At 60.9% G+C, this 20,632-nt stretch carries 18 protein-coding genes; 8 read left to right on the forward strand and 10 right to left on the reverse strand.

Annotation, left to right across the window (positions count from 1 at the left end):
* Positions 1 to 230 precede the first annotated feature (230 nt).
* Both HB680_RS03815 and HB680_RS03820 read left to right on the forward strand, forming a co-directional pair.
* A complete protein-coding gene (locus HB680_RS03815; protein ID WP_213937258.1) occupies positions 231 to 1,085 on the forward strand; it encodes a hypothetical protein in 855 nt (284 codons plus the stop codon).
* 250 nt (positions 1,086 to 1,335) lie between these two features.
* A complete protein-coding gene (locus tag HB680_RS03820; RefSeq protein ID WP_213937260.1) occupies positions 1,336 to 2,019 on the forward strand; it encodes a response regulator transcription factor in 684 nt (227 codons plus the stop codon).
* 170 nt (positions 2,020 to 2,189) lie between these two features.
* Here HB680_RS03820 and HB680_RS03825 read toward each other — a convergent pair whose 3' ends face one another.
* On the reverse strand, positions 2,190 to 2,600 hold the full coding sequence (locus HB680_RS03825) for a hypothetical protein (protein WP_213937261.1): 411 nt from the start codon (positions 2,598 to 2,600) through the stop codon (positions 2,190 to 2,192).
* A 152-nt stretch (positions 2,601 to 2,752) separates the two neighbouring features.
* On the reverse strand, positions 2,753 to 3,157 hold the full coding sequence (locus HB680_RS03830) for a hypothetical protein (protein WP_213937263.1): 405 nt from the start codon (positions 3,155 to 3,157) through the stop codon (positions 2,753 to 2,755).
* 227 nt (positions 3,158 to 3,384) lie between these two features.
* Between HB680_RS03830 and HB680_RS03835 the strand changes: the two genes are divergently transcribed.
* From HB680_RS03835 to HB680_RS03855, 5 genes are all read left to right on the forward strand, one after another.
* Positions 3,385 to 6,606, forward strand: a complete 3,222-nt coding sequence (locus HB680_RS03835; RefSeq protein WP_213937265.1) for an efflux RND transporter permease subunit — start codon at positions 3,385 to 3,387, stop codon at positions 6,604 to 6,606.
* Positions 6,596 to 7,762: an efflux RND transporter periplasmic adaptor subunit gene (locus HB680_RS03840; RefSeq protein ID WP_213937267.1), complete on the forward strand. Its 1,167-nt coding sequence runs from the start codon at positions 6,596 to 6,598 to the stop codon at positions 7,760 to 7,762. Before HB680_RS03835 ends, HB680_RS03840 begins: the two co-directional genes overlap by 11 nt.
* A complete protein-coding gene (locus HB680_RS03845; RefSeq protein WP_213937268.1) occupies positions 7,746 to 9,155 on the forward strand; it encodes an efflux transporter outer membrane subunit in 1,410 nt (469 codons plus the stop codon). The genes HB680_RS03840 and HB680_RS03845 overlap by 17 nt, the downstream gene beginning before the upstream one ends.
* A 258-nt stretch (positions 9,156 to 9,413) precedes the next feature.
* On the forward strand, positions 9,414 to 9,884 hold the full coding sequence (locus HB680_RS03850) for an RNA methyltransferase (protein WP_010462134.1): 471 nt from the start codon (positions 9,414 to 9,416) through the stop codon (positions 9,882 to 9,884).
* A 79-nt stretch (positions 9,885 to 9,963) separates the two neighbouring features.
* Positions 9,964 to 10,341 (forward strand): DUF2892 domain-containing protein, encoded by a 378-nt coding sequence (locus HB680_RS03855; protein WP_213937270.1) that lies wholly within the window; start codon positions 9,964 to 9,966, stop codon positions 10,339 to 10,341.
* Between the two features lie 101 nt (positions 10,342 to 10,442).
* On the opposite strand, the gene HB680_RS03860 is transcribed toward HB680_RS03855, so the two are convergent.
* Together HB680_RS03860 and HB680_RS03865 are read right to left on the reverse strand one after the other, a co-directional pair.
* The gene (locus tag HB680_RS03860; RefSeq protein ID WP_213937271.1) at positions 10,443 to 11,672 is read right to left on the reverse strand and encodes a hypothetical protein; all 1,230 of its coding nucleotides are present in this window, start codon (positions 11,670 to 11,672) and stop codon (positions 10,443 to 10,445) included.
* A 131-nt stretch (positions 11,673 to 11,803) separates the two neighbouring features.
* Positions 11,804 to 12,253 carry a YcgN family cysteine cluster protein gene (locus HB680_RS03865; protein WP_213937272.1) on the reverse strand — a complete coding sequence of 150 codons (450 nt, stop codon included), beginning with the start codon at positions 12,251 to 12,253 and terminating at the stop codon, positions 11,804 to 11,806.
* 280 nt (positions 12,254 to 12,533) lie between these two features.
* Here HB680_RS03865 and HB680_RS03870 point away from each other — a divergent pair, with 280 nt between their 5' ends.
* Positions 12,534 to 13,127 carry a nitroreductase family protein gene (locus HB680_RS03870; RefSeq protein ID WP_213937273.1) on the forward strand — a complete coding sequence of 198 codons (594 nt, stop codon included), beginning with the start codon at positions 12,534 to 12,536 and terminating at the stop codon, positions 13,125 to 13,127.
* A gap of 415 nt (positions 13,128 to 13,542) precedes the next feature.
* On the opposite strand, the gene HB680_RS03875 is transcribed toward HB680_RS03870, so the two are convergent.
* The 6 genes from HB680_RS03875 to HB680_RS03900 form a co-directional block, all read right to left on the reverse strand.
* Entirely contained in the window at positions 13,543 to 14,475 is a 933-nt protein-coding gene (locus tag HB680_RS03875; RefSeq protein WP_213937274.1) for a D-2-hydroxyacid dehydrogenase, read from the reverse strand.
* A gap of 120 nt (positions 14,476 to 14,595) precedes the next feature.
* Positions 14,596 to 14,889, reverse strand: a complete 294-nt coding sequence (locus tag HB680_RS03880; protein WP_007898694.1) for a YcgL domain-containing protein — start codon at positions 14,887 to 14,889, stop codon at positions 14,596 to 14,598.
* Positions 14,886 to 16,019 carry a ribonuclease D gene (gene rnd / locus HB680_RS03885; protein WP_213937275.1) on the reverse strand — a complete coding sequence of 378 codons (1,134 nt, stop codon included), beginning with the start codon at positions 16,017 to 16,019 and terminating at the stop codon, positions 14,886 to 14,888. The genes HB680_RS03880 and rnd overlap by 4 nt, the downstream gene beginning before the upstream one ends.
* A 123-nt stretch (positions 16,020 to 16,142) precedes the next feature.
* A complete protein-coding gene (locus HB680_RS03890; protein ID WP_213937276.1) occupies positions 16,143 to 16,805 on the reverse strand; it encodes a class I SAM-dependent methyltransferase in 663 nt (220 codons plus the stop codon).
* A 73-nt stretch (positions 16,806 to 16,878) separates the two neighbouring features.
* Positions 16,879 to 18,528 (reverse strand): phosphoethanolamine--lipid A transferase, encoded by a 1,650-nt coding sequence (locus HB680_RS03895; protein WP_213937277.1) that lies wholly within the window; start codon positions 18,526 to 18,528, stop codon positions 16,879 to 16,881.
* A gap of 167 nt (positions 18,529 to 18,695) precedes the next feature.
* Positions 18,696 to 20,078: a glutamine synthetase family protein gene (locus tag HB680_RS03900; RefSeq protein WP_213937278.1), complete on the reverse strand. Its 1,383-nt coding sequence runs from the start codon at positions 20,076 to 20,078 to the stop codon at positions 18,696 to 18,698.
* Positions 20,079 to 20,632 lie beyond the last annotated feature (554 nt).

Consider the following 20,632-nt stretch of genomic DNA (forward strand, 5'->3'; position numbering starts at 1 on the left):
ATCAGGCAACATATTTGCTGGCTGACACTCCCTCTTCGCGAGCAAGCCCGCTCCCACAGGGGTTTTGTGTTTGCAGCGGCAATACAGCGGCGACACTTTGCCGCTACCGGCAACCCTTGCCGTACCGCAAACATGTCAAAACCGCTACAAACCTGCCTATAAACGGCTCTCCCCTCTGATGGCACTGTTCTTGCGATGTATCGGCATCAATACACTCAAGGCAGTGAACGATGAACGTCTCTTCTACCTTCAACAGCCCGGCGATGCTGGCTTATGGCGCCGCTGCCCAGGCCAGGGCCAAAACCGCGGCCACCGAGCAGGCGGCCAATGACGGTAAGACCGGCGACGCGGTCAGCCTCTCGCAGAAATCCACGGATTACAGCGGTTCGATCGGCAACAACACGCCGTACTTTCCGGTGCGTGCGGGCATGAACGCGGATGCCCTGGTGCTGGGCGTCACCCAACCCGGCGCGGTCTCCAGTTCCAAGGACAAGTCGTTCGCGGATGTGGCCGTGGACGCGCGCAAGCGCATGGACGACAAATACGCGCAGATGAAGGCCGGCGAAAAGCCGTACACCGGCAGCGTTGAAGACAAGAATGCGTTGATGGGCGACCTGGATCGCCGTTCGCTGAACGCCGTGGCGACCAATGAGGGCGGCAAGTTTTCCAGTGATGAGCAAGAAGCGGCCAAAGCGTTGATGCAGCAGCAGGCGAGTTTGGCGTCGGGTCATTACAGCGGCCCCGAAGATCAAAAGAAAAACTGGAAAGACCCGTTTGCCAATGACCCGATCGGTCGCGCCAAAGCCGCGCTGAATTTCCTCGACAACATGAGCCCCGAGGAAAAGACCAAGCCCGAATGGTTGACCCAGCATCAGACCTTGCAGGACGCGCTGGCTCAGTACGACAAGGGCGACCCCGCTGCCGACGGCAAGAAGAAAGACGGGCACTTCAACAACCTTGCGGAAATCCTCGCGGGCGTCGACACCAGTGGCTCGGGGAGCAAGGACCCGGAGGGCAATAAGATTGCCAATGCGCCGAGCTCGATGATGGACAAGCTAAAAGCGATGTTGCCCAAGACGCAGTAACCCAGGGACAGACACAAAACCCCTGTGGGAGCGGGCTTGCTCGCGAAAGCGATATGTCTGTCACATCAATGCTGGATGTGCCGCCGCCTTCGCGAGCAAGCCCGCTCCCACAGGGGATTGGGGCAGCCTATGGACAAGCGCTGATTGCTTAGCGCATTTCCTTTGTATCGCACATGAAACTTTCATCAGAAAGTCGAGAATCGTTTATTGGCAAAATCGTGACATCCGGAACTCTGAACAGGTAACCGACATGTCCCGAATCTTGACCATCGAAGACGATGCCGTGACCGCCAAGGAAATCGTCACTGAACTGCAAAGCCACGGTTTTGAAGTGGATTGGGTGAGCAATGGCCGCGAAGGCCTGGTGAGCGCGGTCAGTGGCAATTACGACCTGATCACTCTCGACCGCATGCTCCCCGAGCTGGATGGCCTGGCGATTGTCACCACACTGCGCGCCATCGGCGTGGCCACGCCGATCCTGATGATCAGCGCCCTCTCCGACGTCGATGAACGGGTGCGCGGCCTGCGTGCCGGCGGCGATGATTACCTGGCCAAGCCGTTCGCCACCGACGAAATGGCGGCGCGGGTCGAGGTGTTGCTGCGGCGCAAAAGTCCGGCCAAGACCTTCGAAACCACCCTGCGCATCGCCGACCTGGAACTCGACCTGATCAGCCACGAGGCCACTCGTGCGAATCAGCCGCTGAGCCTGTTGCCCACCGAATACAAACTGCTGGAATTCATGATGCGCAATCCGGGGCAGATTCTGTCGCGGATGATGATTTTCGAAGAGGTCTGGGGGTATCACTTTGATCCGGGCACCAACCTGATCGACGTGCATATCGGCCGCTTGCGCAAGAAGATCGACCCACCCGGTTTACCGCCATTGATCCGGACGATGCGCGGGTCGGGGTATGTGATTGCCGAACCGCTGTGAACGCACCACAACACCCTGTAGCAGCTGGCGAAGCCTGCGTTCGGCTGCGAAGCAGTCGTAAATACGGATAACACGGTTTAACTGACACACCGCGCCGTCTGATTTTGCGACTGCTTCGCAGCCGAACGCAGGCTTCGCCAGCTGCTACAAGGGTTTCGTCGCCAACAATGCTATCCGGGCATGCACTGGAAATCGTCAGTCTGCGCCACCTGCTTACCGTGCGAATCCTCAAGCCGCGCACTCACGGCCTGGCCCAGGCTCGACTCCACCAACTGATAGTGTTCGCCTGCCTTGAACTGCGTGTAATGGACCTTGCCTTGGCAGTCTTCCTGATTCGAATCACCACTCGGGATCTCGAACAGCGTCACGGCCAGATCATGTGCACCGGGGGCCACTTCAAAGAAGCGCCCGTCATCGATGCGTTGGCCATCCACCCGTTCGGCCAGCATGTCGTTGGGTGACTCTTCCTGAAGCCCGATCCAGGCCATGCCAGGGTCAGGTTGGGGCATCGGGCCGGCGCAGGCGGATAACAGACAGACCACGCTCAGGCCGGGAATCAATAGCAGCTGTTTAAGTGTCATTGGAATGTCCTTCCTAAAATCTTGAAAACATCGCAATCCCCTGTGGGAGCGGGCTTGCTCGCGAAAGCGGTGGGTCAGTCAACATTGATAGCGACTGACACGCCCTCTTCGCAAGCAAGCCCGCTCTCACAGTGTTTGTTGTTGCATCTGGCTCAGGAGCACAGAAAGCCCTTGCTCTGCGCCACTTGGTTGCCATGGGAATCCACCAGGCTGACGCCCGCCTTCAATCCCTCACTTGACGCATTAACCTGGTAGTGCTCACCCGCCTTGAACCCGTTGTAGCTCAGGCCGCCCGTGCAATTGAGATCCAGCGAGTTACCGTCCGCGCCGCTTTCCAGGGTCATGTCCAGACGATGAGCCCCCGGTTTGACCTCGAAATAACGCCCGTCATTCACCTGCTGCCCATCGATCCGCTGCGCCAGCAAATCGGCACTTCCCGGTTGTTCCAGACCAATAAAGGCTTCGTTCGGATCAGCCTTGGGCATCGGTCCCGCACACGCCGACAACAGACACACCAGGCCCAGACCCGGAAGCAGTAAAAGGGGTTTGAATGTCATGGAAAAACACCTCGAAAAATGGACGCCGAGGCCGCCGCCAGGTGTGGCGGTGGGCGCTCGGCTTGAGGTGAAGAGTGGCGGGCTAGAGCGCTGCGGACAAATGAAGCCCCATGAAAGGTTTTTCAGGAAAACGTTAAAGATTTCTTCATCCCCGTGAAGGCAAATCTTTAAGTTAAAACCGCAAGACTGCCGGGCAATTGCACTTCAAGACCTCGGAGGTTTACGGCATGCTCGGGCTGGTAAAGACTGCACTGCTCAAGCCCTACACGTTTATCGTGCTGGCAATTTTCATCTGCATCATCGGGCCCATGGCGGCCCTGCGTACGCCTACGGATGTGTTTCCCGACATCGGCATTCCGGTGATCGCAGTGGTCTGGCAGTACAACGGCCTGGCGCCGCAGGACATGGCCGGACGGGTGATCTACACCTACGAGCGCTCCCTGAGCACCACGGTCAACGACATCGAACACATCGAGTCGCAATCGCTGCCGGGCATGGGCATCGTCAAGATTTTCTTCCAGCCCGGCGTGGATATCCGCACCGCCAATGCCCAGGTCACGGCGGTGTCGCAAACCGTTTTGAAACAGATGCCACCGGGCATCACGCCGCCGCTGATCCTCAACTACAGCGCCTCGACCGTGCCGATTTTGCAGATGGCGTTCTCCAGCCCCACGCTGTCGGAAGCGAAGATCCGCGACCTGGTGCAGAACAATATCCGCCTGCCGCTGACCTCGGTGCCGGGCCTGGCGATCCCGACGCCCATGGGCGGCAAACAACGGCAGATTACCCTCGACCTCGACCCGCAAGCGCTGGCCGCCAAAGGCCTTTCGGCCCAGGACGTGGGCAACGCGCTGGCGGCGCAAAACCAGATTATTCCAGTGGGCACCGCCAAGCTCGGTCCCAACGAATACACGGTGCTGCTGAACAACAGCCCGAAAGCCATCGACGAGCTCAACGACCTGCCGATCAAAACAGTCGATGGCGCGCTGATCACCATCGGCCAGGTCGCTCATGTGCGCGACGGCTCGCCGCCGCAGACCAATATCGTGCGGGTCGACGGGCGCCGTGCGGTGCTGATGCCGGCGCTGAAGAACGGCAATATTTCCACGCTGTCGATCATCGATGGCATCCGCCAGATGCTGCCGCGCATCGACGAAACCGTGCCGTCGTCGCTAAAGACGTCACTGCTGGGCGACGCCTCGGTGTTCGTCAAACAGTCGGTGGGCAGCGTGGCCAAGGAAGGCATCATCGCTGCGTTGCTGACCAGCGCGATGATCCTGCTGTTCCTCGGCAGTTGGCGTTCAACGCTGATCATTGCTGCGTCGATTCCGCTGGCGGTGTTGTCGGCCATAGCCCTGCTCGCCGCCAGCGGTCAGACCCTCAACGTGATGACCCTCGGCGGGCTGGCGTTGGCCGTGGGGATTCTGGTGGACGATGCGACGGTGACCATCGAGAACATCAACTGGCACCTGGAGCAAGGCAAAGCGGTGAAGACCGCGATCCTCGATGGCGCGAAACAGATTGTCGGCCCGGCCTTCGTCTCGCTGCTGTGTATCTGCATCGTGTTTGTGCCGATGTTCCTGCTCCAAGGCATCGCCGGTTACCTGTTCCGGCCGATGGCACTGGCGGTGATCTTTGCCATGGCCAGTTCCTTCATTCTGTCGCGCACGTTGGTGCCGACCCTGGCGATGTTTTTGCTCAAACCCCACAGGCCGGAGCAAGGTCCAGGGCATCACCCGGAAGATGAGTTCATCAATCATCACGAAGGTGAACAACACACCAAACAACACCATCCGTTAGTGCAACGACTGCTGAATTTCCAGCAGGGTTTCGAACGGCATTTCTCTAACCTGCGGGACACGTATTTCGGCTTGTTGGAGCTGGCGCTGGAATACCGCAAGCGTTTCCTGTTGGGGTTTCTCGCCTGTGTGCTGGCGTCGTTTGCGCTGCTTCCAAGTTTGGGCGAGGACTTCTTCCCGGCCACCGACGCTGGTGCACTGTCGCTGCACGTGCGTTTGCCACTGGGCACGCGAATCGAAGAAAGCGCGGCGGCGTTCGACCGCATCGAAGCGCGGATTCGCGAGATCATTCCGGCGGAGCAACTGGACACCATCGTCGACAACATCGGCATCCCGCTCAGCGGCATCGACATGGCCTACAGCAACAGCGGCACCATTGGCCCGCAGGACGGTGACATCCAGGTCAGCCTCAAGGCCGAGCACAGCCCCACCGCCGACTACGTAAAACGCCTGCGCGAAGCCTTGCCGGAAAGCTTTCCCGGCAGCCACTTTGCGTTCCTGCCGGCGGACATCAGCAGCCAGATCCTCAACTTCGGCGCCCCGGCGCCGCTGGACGTGAAAATCTCCGGGCCCAACGACGCCGCCAACCGCGCCTACGCCGTGGAACTGGAACGACGCCTGCAACATGTGGCCGGGGTGGCTGATCTGCGCATCCAGCAGTCCACCGGTTATCCGTCGTTGCAGGTGAATGTCGATCGCCTGCGGGCGAATGGCCTGGGCATCACCGAGCGCGACGTGACCAACAGCATGGTCGCGTCCCTGGCCGGCAGCTCGCAGACCGCGCCGACCTTCTGGCTCAACCCGGCCAACGGCGTGTCTTACGGGGTGGTCGCGGCCACGCCGCAATATCGCCTCGACAGCCTGCCGTCGCTGGAAGCCTTGCCGGTAACCGGCAGTGACGGGCAATCGCAAATCCTCGGTGGTTTGGCGAGTATTTCCCGGGTGCAGAGCCCGGCGGTGGTCAGTCACTACAACATCATGCCGACCCTGGATTTGTACGCGAATGTGCAGGGCCGTGACCTCGGCGGCGTGGCCAAGGACATTCAGAAAGTCCTCGACGACACGGCGCCCATGCGGCCCAAAGGCGCGGTGATCAGCCTGCACGGGCAGATCGATGCGTTGCACGAAGCCTTCAGCGGTTTGAGCTTCGGCCTGCTCGGCGCGGTGGTGCTGATCTACTTGCTGATCGTGGTCAACTTCCAGTCTTGGGTAGATCCGTTCGTGATCATCACCGCCCTGCCCGCCGCGCTGGCCGGGATTGTCTGGATGCTGTTTCTCAGCGGCACTTCGCTGTCGGTGCCGGCGCTGACGGGAGCGATCCTGTGCATGGGCGTGGCCACGGCCAACTCGATTCTGGTGGTGAGTTTCTGTCGTGAACGCCTGGCCGAGCACGGCGATGCGCTCAAGGCTGCGCTCGAAGGTGGCTACACCCGTTTCCGCCCGGTGTGCATGACCGCCCTGGCGATGATCATCGGCATGCTGCCGCTGGCCCTGTCCGAAGAACAGAACGCGCCGTTGGGCCGCGCTGTGATCGGCGGCCTGATCCTCGCCACCACCGCCACGTTGCTGTTCGTCCCGGTGGTGTTCAGCCTGGTCCACGGACGTCAATCATCTCGTACTGTTGCTGGAGAAAGCTCTCATGTCGCCTGATCAAAAACCGTCGCGCAAACGCCTGATGTGGGTGGGGGTCGGCGGCCTGACCCTGGCCGCGTTGCTGGTGGCCAACGGTCTGGCCGCTCGCACCCGCCACGAGAAAGCCGTGGCGGCCTGGACCGAAACCGCTGCCATGCCGCTGGTCAGCGTGTTCCAGCCGCAACAGAACGTGCACGGCGACAGCTTGCGCTTGCCGGCGCACCTGGAGGCGTGGAGCAAGGCGCCGATTCATGCGCGGGTCAGCGGCTACCTCAAGGACTGGAAAACCGATATCGGCAGCCAAGTGAAGGCCGGGCAGATTCTGGCCGAGATCGACAGCCCGGACCTCGATCAACAAGTGGCGCAAACCCACGCGCGGTTGATCCAGGAACAGGCCAACGCACGCCTCGCCGAAACCACCGCGAGCCGTTGGCAAAACCTGTTGGCGACGCATTCGGTGTCGCGTCAGGAAGCCGATGAAAAACGCTCCAACGCGGCCGCCGCCAAGGCCAACGCTGACGCGGCCGCCGCCGATTACGCGCGACTCTCGGCGCTGGAGGATTACAAAACCATCCGCGCGCCGTTCGCCGGCACCATCACCGCACGCAACACCGACATCGGTCAGTTGATCAAGGCTGACAACGACAGTGATCCAGAGCTGTTCGACATCGCCGACACCCATCAACTGCGCCTGTACGTGCCGGTGCCGCAGAACTACGCCAGTGTGATCCGCCCCGGCATGCAGGCTGAATTGATCGTGCCGGAATATCCCGGCCAACATTTCACGGCGCGGTTGATCGGGGATTCCACGGCGGTTGATCGCCGTTCCGGCACCTTGCTTGCGCAGTTTGTCGCGGATAACCCGGACGGCGCGTTGTTGCCCGGCGACTATGCCGAGGCGACGTTGCAGATTCCGGCGGATACCCATGGCGTGAGCATTCCCGCCAGTTCGCTGATCTTTCGCGCCCAGGGCACGCAAGTCGCGGTGCTGGATCCGGATAACCATGTGCACTTGCGTGACATTCATATCGGTCTGGATCTGGGGGAGCGGCTGGTCATCGATCAGGGTTTGAAGGCTGCGGATAGGGTCGTCGATAACCCGCCGGATGCCCTGCGTGAAGGCGATACCGTGCAACTGGCCGACGCCGGAGGTGTGCATGCGCCCAAGGCTTGAGCTGCTGATCATGGCGCTGGCGTTGCAAGGTTGTTCAATGGCGCCCGTGTACAAAGCACCGGCCATAGACTTGCCGGCTCAGTATCGCGAGCAGACCAGCGATGGGCCTTGGCACTTGGCAAAAGCCCAGCATTTGACGTCGAATTGGTGGCAGCTCTATCAGGATTCGCGCCTGAATGACCTGCAACAGCAATTGCTCAAGGCCAACCCGGACCTGGCGGCGGCCCTCGCGCACTTTGATGCGGCGCAGGCGTATGCCGGGCAGTTGCGTGCCGGGTTGTTCCCGCAGATCACCGCGAGTGCTCAGCCGTTGCGCCAGCGTCAGTCGGACGGCAAACCCTTGCGCGGCAGTAATCAGCCGTCGGTGTATAACAGCAACACCGCTGGGTTTGCGCTGAGTTTCGACCTCGATTTGTGGGGACGGATTCGCAACCAGGTGGCGGCGGGTGATGCTCAGGCCCAGGCTTCAGCGGACGATCTGGCCGCCGCGCGGTTGAGCCTGCAACAGCAGCTCGCGACGCTGTACATCCAGCTCAATGGCCTGGATGCGCAGAACAAAATCCTCACGAGTTCCCTTAGCGATTACACCCAGGCGTTGCAACTGACTCGCGACCGCTATGAAGGCGCCATCGCCTCGGAACTGGACCTGACCCGCGCGCAAAGCCAACTGGCCGAGGCCCGGGCGCAACTGGACGATGTAAGGGCGCAACGGGATCTGGCGGAGCATGCGATTGGGGAATTGGTGGGGCAGCCCGCGAGTGTTTTTCAACTCAGTGCCAGCGAGCAAACGTTGGGCGTGCCCGCGATGCCCGGCGCGCTCCCCAGCACCCTGCTGCAACGCCGCCCGGACATCGCCGCCGCCGAGCGCCGGGTGTTTGCCGCCAACGCCAACATCGGCGTCGCCCGCGCCGCGTGGTACCCGGACTTCAGCCTGACCGGCCTGCTCGGCGGGCAAACCGCTGGCAGCGGCAATCTATTGGCCGCCGGCAATCGCTATTGGGCACTGGGGCCGCTGGTCAATCTGCCGATCTTCGACGGCGGCCGCCTCGACGCCAACGAGCGCCAGGCCAAGGCCGAATTCGAAGAAGCCGCCGCGCATTACCGCAGCCAGGTGCTGCGGGCGGTGCGGGAGGTCGAGGATAACCTCGGGCAACTGCGCGATCTGCAACGGGAGGCGGAGGATGAGCAAGCGGCGGTTGATGCGGCGCAGCACACGCAGACCCTGGCGATGAACAGCTATGAGGCGGGGGCCGTGAATTATCTGGATGTGGTGACCGCGCAGACCTCGGCGCTACAGGCTCAGCGGCAGTTGCAGGGGTTGCAGACGCGGCAATTGCAGGCGAGCGTCGGGTTGGTGGTGGCGCTGGGTGGCGGGTGGAACAGCGGAAGCTAAATGACAACACCTCTCCCGTAGCAGCTGCCGAGCCTGCGAGGCTGCGTTCGGCTGCGAAGCAGTCGTAAAACCAGACAATGCGGTGTCCCAGTTAAGTTGCGTTTTCAGGGTTTGCGGCTGCTTCGCAGCCGAACGCAGCCTCGCAGGCTCGGCAGCTGCTACGGGGATTGCGGCGCCCGAACACCGCCAATCCTGAATCTGCCCGCGCCCTGCCAATCCCCGTATAATCGCCCTCTTTTTCCCGAAGGCACCCCGCTCGTGGCAGACAAACGGTACAGCTGCATTGGTTTGTATAACCCCAAGTCACCGGAGAACGTCGGTTCGGTGATGCGCGCCGCGGGCTGTTATGGCGTGGCGTCGGTGTTCTACACCGGCAAGCGCTATGAGCGCGCCGCCGATTTCGTCACCGACACCAAGCGCGTGCACTACGACATCCCGCTGATCGGCATCGACGACCTGAAAAAGATCCTGCCCCTGGGCTGCGTTCCGGTTGCGGTGGAACTGGTCGAAGGCGCCCGTTCGCTGCCGGAATACACCCACCCGGATCGCGCCCTCTACATCTTCGGCCCGGAAGACGGCTCGCTGGATAAAGAGATCCGCGACTGGTGCGAAGACGTGGTCTACATCCCGACCACCGGTTGCATGAACCTGGCGGCCACCGTCAACGTCGTGCTCTATGACCGCATGGCCAAGGGACTCAACACCCGCTCCGGTGCAAAATTCCGCTGATTCACCGCACATTCGATGGAACAAGCAGCCGCCGCTGGCAGTCAGCTAACTATCATTCCTGAACGCATGGAGACAGATCATGAGCGAACTCAAGCGCGTTGAACGCATCGAATCCACCCCGTTCCAGAGCCACCCGGAACAGAACGTCGAGGGCTGGGAACGCATCGGTTCCCTGGCCGGCGGCGTGGTGATGATGGGCAAGGGCCTGCGTCGCGGCGGTGTGTTTGGCTTGATTCAAGTGGCAATCGGCGGCGTGGCCCTGGCCCGCGGCATTACCGGACACAGTTCGGTGAAAAGCCTGCTGGAGAAAAGCCGTCAGGACATGAACAACGTGCGGGCGAAGATTCAACGGGCGGGTGATGAGTTGAACCAGTTGAAGGCGGCTGCGGAAGCGGCGACCAAGACGGCGACCGTTACCGGGAATGATTCGTTGAAGTCGCCGAAAACCGGGGTTTGATCCGGATATTGCGGCGTGGCTTAGGGCCCCATCGCGAGCAAGCCCGCTCCCACATTGGATTGCGGTCCAATGTGGGAGCGGGCTTGCTCGCGAAGGCGGTGTTACTGAAGCAACTCGGTATCAAGAACCTTGGAAGACTCGCCGATCACGCTTTCACTGAGCTGAACAAACTCCTTGGTATCGACGCTTTCCAGATGCATCGCCCCCCGCTGCACATCATCCAGCGAGCGCTTGTTCCGCGTCTTCAGCCGAATCTCCCGATCCAGTTCCTGTAGCAGCAACACAGCCTTGGCAATCTGCGCCGGGTCAACCTGCGCGCCGCGCAGGGTCGTGACCTTCTGGCTGTCCTTGGCCAGTTTCTTCTGCAAACTCTCGTAGCGCTCATCGCTCATGCCGCCGGCGCGGCGCACCAATTCGATGGCGTAGTACTCGGCCAGGCCTTCGCTGATCCAGTCGCTATGCTGTTTGTCATTGACCCGGCCGAAGACCTGGACCAGTTCGCGCACCAGCACACTGGTGCCGCTTTCGCTGACCAGCGGCAAACGGCTGTTGAGGTAGATCGATTCCCGCGCCGCCAGGCTGCCGCGCCACATCGGGTCGTTGGCGCCGACGATCAGCAATTTGCTCGGATGACGCGGAAACACCGCCTGGGCTTGCGGCCAGACAAACGTCAGCAGCGTCAGCACATCCATGCGGCGCATGCCCTGCCCCTGCGGCGAGGCGACGGTGACTTCGGTTTCCCCCAGCCGTGTGCGGCGGCTGCCGAGATGGCCGGCGAGCATCCAACCGGTGGGTCGGTCGAACAGACGGGAGACGTTGTTGATGCGGAATGTGTTTTTGCCGATGCGCGGCCAGGCGGTTTCGACGCTTTTCCAGCCGCTGGGCAATTCGAACTCCAGGCGCGACACCAGTTCGACGCCGTCCTGCTGATCGAGTTTGGCGGCCGGCACCAGGTCGTCGCCGCGCATCAACGCCCAGTTTGGGGTCATGCGCGTGTCGAAGCTGCCGCTCTTGCGCCCGTGGCTGATGCGTACGCGGTAGGTCAGGCTGGCCTTGTCGGCGGCCGGATGCCAGACGCCTCGGGCAACTTTGCCTGGCGTCAGTTGCCATTGGCCGTCGGCCTTGAAGTCGCTGTAATGGCTGCCGTCGCCCAGGTCAAAGTCGAGGCTGCGCACCGCCGAGCCCCGGGCCAGGGTCAGGCGCACTTCGGCCTGATCGCTTTGCGGCAACAGGCGCACGTGATAATCCAGATCGACCTTCTTCGCCGCCCACACCGACGAACTCAGGGCCAATGCCCCGACGGCCAACGCCAGCCGTAATCCCACAGCCATACACACTCCTTATGTGGCAATAATCACTGCCCATTTTTTTTGTGAGTGCTGCGCACTCAAGCGGGACGGTGCGGCGATCCGACAAGCTCCCTCGCCACAGCGAACTCCCTCACCACAAAAGCAGTGGGCATTCAGCCTGCCCGAAAAATCAGGTGATCCTCCCAGTCGTCTTCCGGCACGCTGCCTTCGGCGAGCATGCGCCCGGACTGGGAAATGCGTTCGTGGTGCACCGCCTCGCGATCGCCACACACCAAGTGGTGCCACAGTGGCAGGTCCTTGCCCTCGCTGACCAGCCGATAACCGCAGGTCGGCGGCAGCCACTGAAACTCTTCGGCCTTGCCCGGCGTGAGCTGGATGCAGTCCGGGACGAAGTCGCGGCGGTTCGGGTAGTCAGTGCACTGGCAGGTTTTCAGGTCCAGCAGTTTGCAGGCGATGCGCGTGTAATAGACGCTGTTGTCTTCTTCGTCTTCAAGCTTTTGCAGGCAGCACAGGCCACAGCCGTCGCACAGCGATTCCCATTCCTGGGGATCGAGTTGATCGAGGGTTTTGCGTTTCCAGAACGGTTCGACTGTGGGGGCCATGGCTCAAGCATCAACATCAGGTGGTGAAAGGCCGCCAGTCTAGTGCCCAAGGCCTTGCGGGCCAAGCGCTGGCGACTGTCGGTAGAACTTCACTTGTCAGTTTTGGCGCCACGAAGTAGCTTTGCCAGTCGCAACGAGCCAAACCTGAAGGCCATTAACGCGCAACCGCGTTGCATTCCGGTGAACTGCCACGGCTCAAGAAAACCTCATCGCTCAGCTCAACTGTGGCCGCTGGTTTTTATTTCGACTCCCTGTCCCAAACGTAGTAAGGAATCTCCGCATGAGTGCCAATCCACGCGTTGCCGAATATGCCATTCACCCACAGTTCACCGATCGCTGGTCGCCACGGGCCTTCACCGGCGAAAGCATCCCGGAAGAAACCCTGCTGAGCTTCTTCGAAGCCGCGCGCTGGGCGCCGTCCGCCTACAACTCGCAGCCTTGGCGCTTTCTCTACGCGCGCCGCGATACGCCGAACTGGGAGCGTTTCCTGGGCCTGCTGAATGAGTTCAACCGCGGCTGGGCGCAACACGCCTCGGCGCTGGTGATCGTGATTTCGAAAACCACCTTCACCGCACCGGGTGCCACCGAAGAAACCCCGGCGTTGTGGCACACCTTCGACACCGGCTCCGCCTGGGGCCACCTGGCGCTGCAAGCGAGCATCAGCGGCTGGCACACCCACGGCATGGCCGGTTTCGACCAGGAACTGACCCGCCAGGAGCTGAACATTCCCGAGGGTTATGCGCTGCACGCGGCGGTAGCCGTGGGCAAACTGGGCGACAAAGCGACGCTGGCGGAATACCTGCAAGCCCGCGAAGAACCAAGCCCGCGTCGTCCGCTGAGCGAGTTGGCGGCTGAAGGCAGCTTCACCCTCTAAACCACACCGCAAACCATTGTGGGAGCGAGCTTGCTCGCGATGAGGTCGTCACATTCAACATCGATGTTGACTGACAGACCGCTTTCGCGAGCAAGCCCGCTCCCACAGGTGATCTCGGGTGTTCACAAATACTGAGTTTCACAGCACATCCCCATGTGGGAGCGGGCTTGCTCGCGAAGGGGTCGTTACGTTCAACATCATCGTTGGCTGACAGACCGCTTTCGCGAGCAAGCTCGCTCCCACAGGTGATCTCGGGTGTTCACAAATACCGGGTTCGCAGCAGATCCTAATGTGGGAGCAAGTCTGCTCGCGAAGGGGCCGGCACATTCAACATCAATGTTGATTGGCAGACCGCTTTCGCGAGCAAGCTCGCTCCCACAGTTGGTTTTGTGCAATGTTCAAGTAAGCGGTGGGTTTAGTACCCGCGATTGAAGTCCACTTCCCCGCGCAACGCTTCGCCCGCCTCGTACGCCCGCAGGTTTTCCACAAACAGGTTGACCATCATCGTTGGCGAGGTCGGTGCCGAGCTGTGGCCGGTCAGGAGCAAGCCCCAGGCGGTCCAGAATGGATGCCGTTGCGGCAGGGGCTCTTGACGGCAGACGTCGATCACCGCGCCGGCCAGATGCCCTTCTTTCAAGGCTTCCACCAGGTCCGCGTCGACCACTGCCACGCCGCGGCCGACGTTGATGAATACTCCGGTGGGCTTGAATTGCTTGAACAGCGCCGCGTCGTACAGGTCATGGGTGTTCGGCGTGTTGGGCAGCAGATTGATCACGTAATCCACTTCACCGACCAGTCGCGGCAAATCAGCCAGCGCGGCCACTTCAACAAACGGTGCCTGTTCCCGGGCTTCGCTGGCGATGCCGTACAACTCGACGCCAAACGGCACGAGGAACTTCGCCACGGTCTGGCCGATGTCGCCGGTGCCGACGATCAGCACTTTGCGCCCCGCCAGACTTTGGCCCAGGCGATTGTCCCACTTGCGCTCGACCTGGCTGACCAACCGCGCCAGCACCTCGCGCTCGTGGCCGAGCATGTAGGTCAACACGTATTCGGCCATGACCTGGCCGAAAATCCCCACCGCCCGGGTCAGGCGATAGTGACGTGGCAAGCCGTCGGCCAGCAGCGGCGTGATGCCGGCCCAGGTCGATTGCAGCCATTGTGGTTGGTGGCCCTGGCGCAGCAGGTTGGCCAGCAAGTCCGGCTGGCCGAGCCAGATCGGGCAATCAGCGGCCTGGCGCGCCAGTTCGGCGGAGTCGCCGCTGGTCAGCACTTCCAGCTCGGGCGCTGCCTGACGCAGCAGTTGGGCGTACACAGGGTGGTCGTGTTCAGCAATCAGAACGCGCATGGTTCAAACCTTTCGAAAACAGAGCAGACGGCCGCCGACGGAGTATCGCTCCATCGCGCTGGCCATCGCCAAAATCATTCCAGTGTTTCATACAGGCTCTGAACAGAACCTGTCTGCCGATCACATCGGGTCGTTGCGGCGCAGTAACTCTTCGGGCAAGTGTTCGATGTACTCGTCCTCGGCCGGCGGCATTTGCAAGTGATAACCCTGTTTCTCAAGGTTTTCCAGGACCACGGTGATGTCCTCGCGCGACAGTTTGCGCTCAGGGGTCAGCACCAGATCGAAGGCGTGATGCGGCTTGCCGAACGCCGCCATCAACGATTCCGGGACGCGCTCCAGTGCATCGCTTTTGAGCACATAGAGGTACATCTCGTTTTTCTTCAGACTGCGGTAGATGGAACAAATACGTTTCAAGGCTGTTCTCCGGCGGTGGCCAGGCTGTCGAGCAGCGCCTGGCCCATCAATTCGCGGCGCCAGCCACGCAACGAATCAGGCAATTGGTAAGGACCGTTGGGGTAGCCGCTCTTGAGCAGCGCTTCCAGGGTTTTCTTGCGCAGCATCAGTTCTGGCGCGATGTTCAGGCGTTCAGCTTCGGCCTGGCCGATCGCCCGCAGTTGCTTGACCAGCACGGCGGCGTCCACCGGCAACGGCTCTGGCACCGCTGGCGGCCATTGATCAGGCGAAACACTGGCAGAACGCTTGATCAGATCAAGCAGGAATTCGCCGTCCTGACGCACGGTGCGCGGGTGCATGTCTTCGATTTTCGCCAGCGCGCCGAGGTTGTCCGGCTGAGTCCGCGCCAGCGGCCACAGGGAATGCTCACGGACGATGCGGTTGCGCGGCAGATCCCGCGCGCGAGCTTCGTGCTCACGCCAGGCGCAGAGTTCACGCAAGACCGCGAGTTGCGCGCGGGACAGTTTCCAGGCGAGTTTGGCTTCGCGGTAGACCTCGTACGGGTCGACCTCGCGGCGCAGGTTGGCCACCAGTTCGGCGCCGTCCTCCAGCACCCAGTTGTATTTGTCTTCGGACAGCTTCGGCTGCAGGCGTACGTACACTTGCGCCAGGTGCAGGGCATCTTCGGCGGCGTAGCTGATCTGGGTGTCGGACAGCGGACGTTGCAGCCAGTCGGACCGGGTCTCGCCCTTGGGCAGGTCAATGCCGAGCACTTCCTGGACCAGCCGCGAGTAGCCCATGGAGAAACCGAGGTTCAGGTAGGCGGCGGCCAGTTGCGTGTCGAACAGCGGCGCCGGCAGGCTGCCGGTCAGGCGCAACAGGACTTCGAGGTCTTCGCTGCACGCGTGAACCACTTTGACCACGGCCGGGTTTTCCAGCAACGCGGCCAACGGCTGCCAGTTGTCGATGGTCAGCGGATCAATCAGGTAAGCGCGTACGCCATCGCCGATCTGCAGCAGGCCTGCGATCGGGTAAAAGGTGTCGACCCGCATGAATTCGGTGTCGAGGGCAACGAATGGCAGCTGCTGCCACTCGGCGCAAAACTGACCGAGGCTATCGTTGTCGCGAATCCAGTGAATATCGATGGCCACACGGCTCTCCCTTGAAGAATGGCGCGCAGTATATATCGCCCCCGGCGATTTCCGCGCATCCACTGAACAAGAGCTTTAGCGAAAAGACCTGCTTAAAGGCAAGAAATGTCTGACGAAGAGAGGTTAGCCGGTCTTACGCAGCACGTAGACCCGCATCCGCGCGCAACCGGGAAAGAAGTCCTGGTGACTCAGCAGGCTGAAACCCGCCTGTCTGAACTCGGCTTCCAGCAACCACTTGTTCGGCAGCGGCTGGGGTTGCGCGCCTACCTCGGCGGTTGACCGGCGCCTGAAGCGACGTTCAAGCCGAACCGCGACAATCACCGTGTCGCGGCTGACGCGGTGGAACTCCCCCAGCATGGCTAATCGATGTTCCGGACTGGCGATATGTTGAAACAATTGCATGCAAATCATGCAATCCACCGCGTTCGCCGATAATCCAATGGTGAACGCCGAACTCTGAAAGGTCTTGATCCGCGTCAGCAACTGTTGCGGGTGATGGGTGCGGGCGTGATCGAGCATGTCCTGGGACGGGTCCGACGCCAGGATCACCCGATTCCCGTGTTCGGCCAGCACCGGCCAGAAACACCCGGCACCACACGCCACGTCCAGCAACAAACCCGGCTCGCCGGCGACCTTGAGCGCGTTGCGCACCAACTGCTCGACGCGCCAGAACGCCAGGCGTCCGGCCAGGCCACGGGGTTGCGGCTGCAGGCAGACGCGAGCGTGTTCCTGATCGTAGCGCCGGGCGAACTCAAGCTCGATGGCGGATGGGGGCAACGCAGACATGTGCATGGGCTCTTATTGGAGGATCTACCGGCCGCAGATTAGCGGCCGGCCCGTGAAAAAAAGGTCGAAGCCCTCACTTTTTCGCCAGCACACCGTCGATGACTGGCGCGCGGCAGCCGGCGAACATGTCCAGGTCGGGGTTGTAGACCGTGCTGTCGACCTCCAGCAGACCGAGCATCGAATGGAACAGGTTGTCCTGGCTCAAGGGCTTTTCGCGACTCAGTTGCAGACAATGGGTGTCCACCGCGAACGACTTTTGATAGCTGTCGGAGAACCACGCCAGCATGGCCACATGTTTCTGTTGTTCCGGCGCCATCATGTAAGGCGTGCCGTGGAGGAACAAGTTGTACTCGCCCAGGGATTCCCCGTGATCGGACAGGTACAGCATCGCCGTATCGACTTTGTCCTGGTTGCTGCGCAATAGATCGATCAGGGTCGACAGTACGTGGTCGGTGTACACCAACGTGTTGTCGTAACCATTGACGATACTGTCGCGACTGCAATTGTTCAGCGCATTACTTTCGCAAACCGGGGTGAAGTGTTCGTACTCTTTGGGGTAACGCTTGAAGTACTCCGGGCCGTGGCTGCCCATCTGGTGCAATACCAGCACGGTGTCTTTATCCAGGGTGTCGATAAAGTGCTGTAAACCTTGCAGGAGAATTTCATCGCGGCACTCACTGCTGGAGCACAACACCGGGTCTTTCAAGTTGCTGACGTCATCAATAGTCACCCGATCGCAGGTGCCTTTGCAGCCCGACTGGTTATCGCGCCAGATCACGTCCAGACCGGCGCGTTTGAGTACGTCCAACAGGCCTTCTTCGTTCTTCGCCTTGCTCGCGTTGTAATCCTTGCGCCCCATGTTGGAGAACATGCAAGGCACCGACACCGCCGTTTCCGTGCCGCAGGAATGCACGTCAGTAAAGGCAATCAGGCCGGCCTCTTTACTCAGTTTTGGTGTGGTGTCGCGGTCGTAACCGAGGATGCCGAAGTTTTCGGCCCGGGCACTTTCGCCGACCACCAGCACCGTCAGGGATTTGCGACCATGGGTCTGCCAGGTCAGGTCTTTGCGGGCGTCTTCACCGATCTTGATAAAGGGTTGTCGCGCCGACACCACCTGCTCGCGCAGATAACCGACCGAGGCGCCGATGTAGTTGCTCGGCACCACCATCAAATGCAATTCATGGTGATTGCGAAACAACGACGACAGCCCCTGATAGTTCACCAGCGCCACGCCACCAATGACCGCCACAGACGCCACACTCACCAAGACCTTACTTAATAGATCACGGTGCCAGGCGCGATAACTGATCGGGGTTTTCCACAACAACCACGAGGGCAGAACACCCAACAGGACAATATAAGCAAACAACTTTATCGAGAGTAAGTCGCGCACTTCCGTGGCATTGGTTTCGGCGAAGTTGCGAAACATGCCGGCATCGATCAACACACCGTACTGATTCATGAAGTAAGCCACGCCGGCACTGACCATGAAGATCAGCGTCAGCAACGGCTTCAGCACAGGCCGGAACGCCAGCAGGGTCAGCACCACGTTGAACGCACCGAACACCATGACGCCAAACGCCACACGCATCGCCATGCCCTGGGCATTGGTGGCGGTGATTTCGAAAAGGTGCTGCCAGAGAACCAGATTGAATCCGGCTAATAAAAAGGCGCTGGCAATCAGTGTCACCCACTCGGGGCGCACGGCTTTGAATTTCAACATGCGGATCGACTGTTCCTGAAAAGAAGTGCCGCCGGCCAATGTGAAAATTTCATTTTCCGCGACAGCACAAACTTTAAGCAGGCAACCATCAATTTTTCGTGAAAAAGAAGCCAACGATTAGTTGGCTCCCGATATAAACATGAAACTTTCAAGTATTTGCGAAACAGTCAGGCCTGGTTCAGGTACCAGCGCCAATCCTGCTCCCCGACCTCGCCCATGAACTGCCGATACTCAGCTCGCTTCACCGCCAGGTACACGCCGAGGAATTCAGCGCCGAACGCTTCCCGCGCCCAAATCGAACCTTCCAGCGCGCGCAATGTGGTCAGCCAGTCGGTGGGCAGCAGTTCGGTGGCCTGGGCGTAACCGTTACCTTCTACCGGTGCGCCGGGGTCGAGTTGCTCGCGGATGCCACGGTGAATGCCGGCCAGAATCGCCGCCGCGGCCAGATACGGATTGGCGTCGGCTCCGCAGATGCGGTGTTCGATGTGCCGGGAGAACGCAGGTCCGCCGGGCACCCGCAGGCTGACGGTGCGGTTATCCACGCCCCACGTGGCGGCCAGCGGCGCATAGCTGTTGGTCTGGAAACGCCGATAGGAGTTGGCGTTCGGGCAGAACAACAGCAACGAATCGAGCAAGGTGCTGAGCATGCCGCCCACTGCGTGCCTGAGCAGCGGTGTGCCGTCGGGCGCTTCGCTGGCGAACAGGTTGTTGCCGTCCTTGTCCGCCAGGCTGACGTGCATGTGCATGCCGGTGCCGGCCAGGTCATCGAAAGGTTTGGCCATAAAACACGCCGCCATCCCGTGCTTGTGCGCCACGCCTTTGACCAATCGCTTGTAGCGCACCGCTTCGTCCATCGCCTGCAACGCATCGGTACGGTGTTCGAGGGTGATTTCCACCTGGCCCGGGGCGTATTCGGAAATCGCCGTGCGCGCCGGAATACCCTGGAGTTTGCAGGCGCTGTAGAGGTCGGCGAGGAACGGCTCGATCTGCTCCAGTTCACGCAAACCGTAGACTTGCGTCGCTCGTGGCCGCCCGCCATCGACGTCGCGCGCCGGTTGTGGCCGACCGTTGCTGTCGCGCTGTTGATCCAGTAAATAAAACTCCAGCTCCGCCGCCATCACCGGGTAATAGCCGTCGGCCTGCAAACCCTCGATGACCTTCGCCAGCAAGTGACGCGGGTCGGCAATCGTGGCCGGCATTCCTTCCTTGGGGTGCATGCTGACCTGCACCGCCGCCGTGGGAATCAAGCGCCACGGCATGCGTTGCAAACTGCCGCTGACGGGATAGGCGCGGCAATCGATATCGCCGACGTCCCACACCAGTCCGGAATTTTCCACGTCATCGCCATTGATGGTCAGGCCGAGAATGGTGCTCGGCAAGGGCCGGCCGCTTTCGTACACCGCCAACAGTTCATCGCGATGCAGCAATTTGCCCCTCGGCACGCCGTTGTTGTCGAGGATGAACAACTCGAACATCTCGATATCCGGGTTCTGCTCCAGGAAGGTCAGGGCTTCTTGCTGCGTGGCGAAGGAGGTCGTGGCACAACTCATGGGAGTTCTCGTTTTTCCGTGTCAGGCAAACGCGCAGGCGTTGCCGGTTTGATCCCGGCGCTCAGCCTGGAACCTGTAGGAACAATTAACGGGAAACGCGAGAATCCGGCGGGCGCGCATGACGACAATGCCACAGCGCCCAGAAGGCCAGTTCGGAGGGAAGTGCTGAGAGGGTTGGCGCGGTGGCAGGCAGGAATCGACGACCGAGGCTGGATGCTTGGTGGTGGAGTGCGACTGGCCAACCGTCCATAGAAGAAACCGCAGAAAACAGATGAGTTGCAGCGTCACATGGGTGGATATTCCGTTAAATCGGGAATTGGAGAACTTTGGTTGCAGTCTGGCTAAACATTACGCAACCCACTGCAAGGTGCCTTGTAGCAGCTGCCGAGGTACGAGGCTGCGTTCGGCTGCGAAGCAATCGTGAAATCAGGCGACGCGGTGTTTCATTAAAAACGCGTGCTCAGGTCAGACGACTGCTTCGCAGCCGAACGCAGCCTCGTACCTCGGCAGCTGCTACAGGTCGCGTTTCGGATCAAAGCCCCGGTTGACGGCGG

Origin of the sequence: Pseudomonas sp. dw_612 (assembly GCF_018449725.1) — a bacterium.
In the GTDB taxonomy this organism is placed as follows: domain Bacteria; phylum Pseudomonadota; class Gammaproteobacteria; order Pseudomonadales; family Pseudomonadaceae; genus Aquipseudomonas.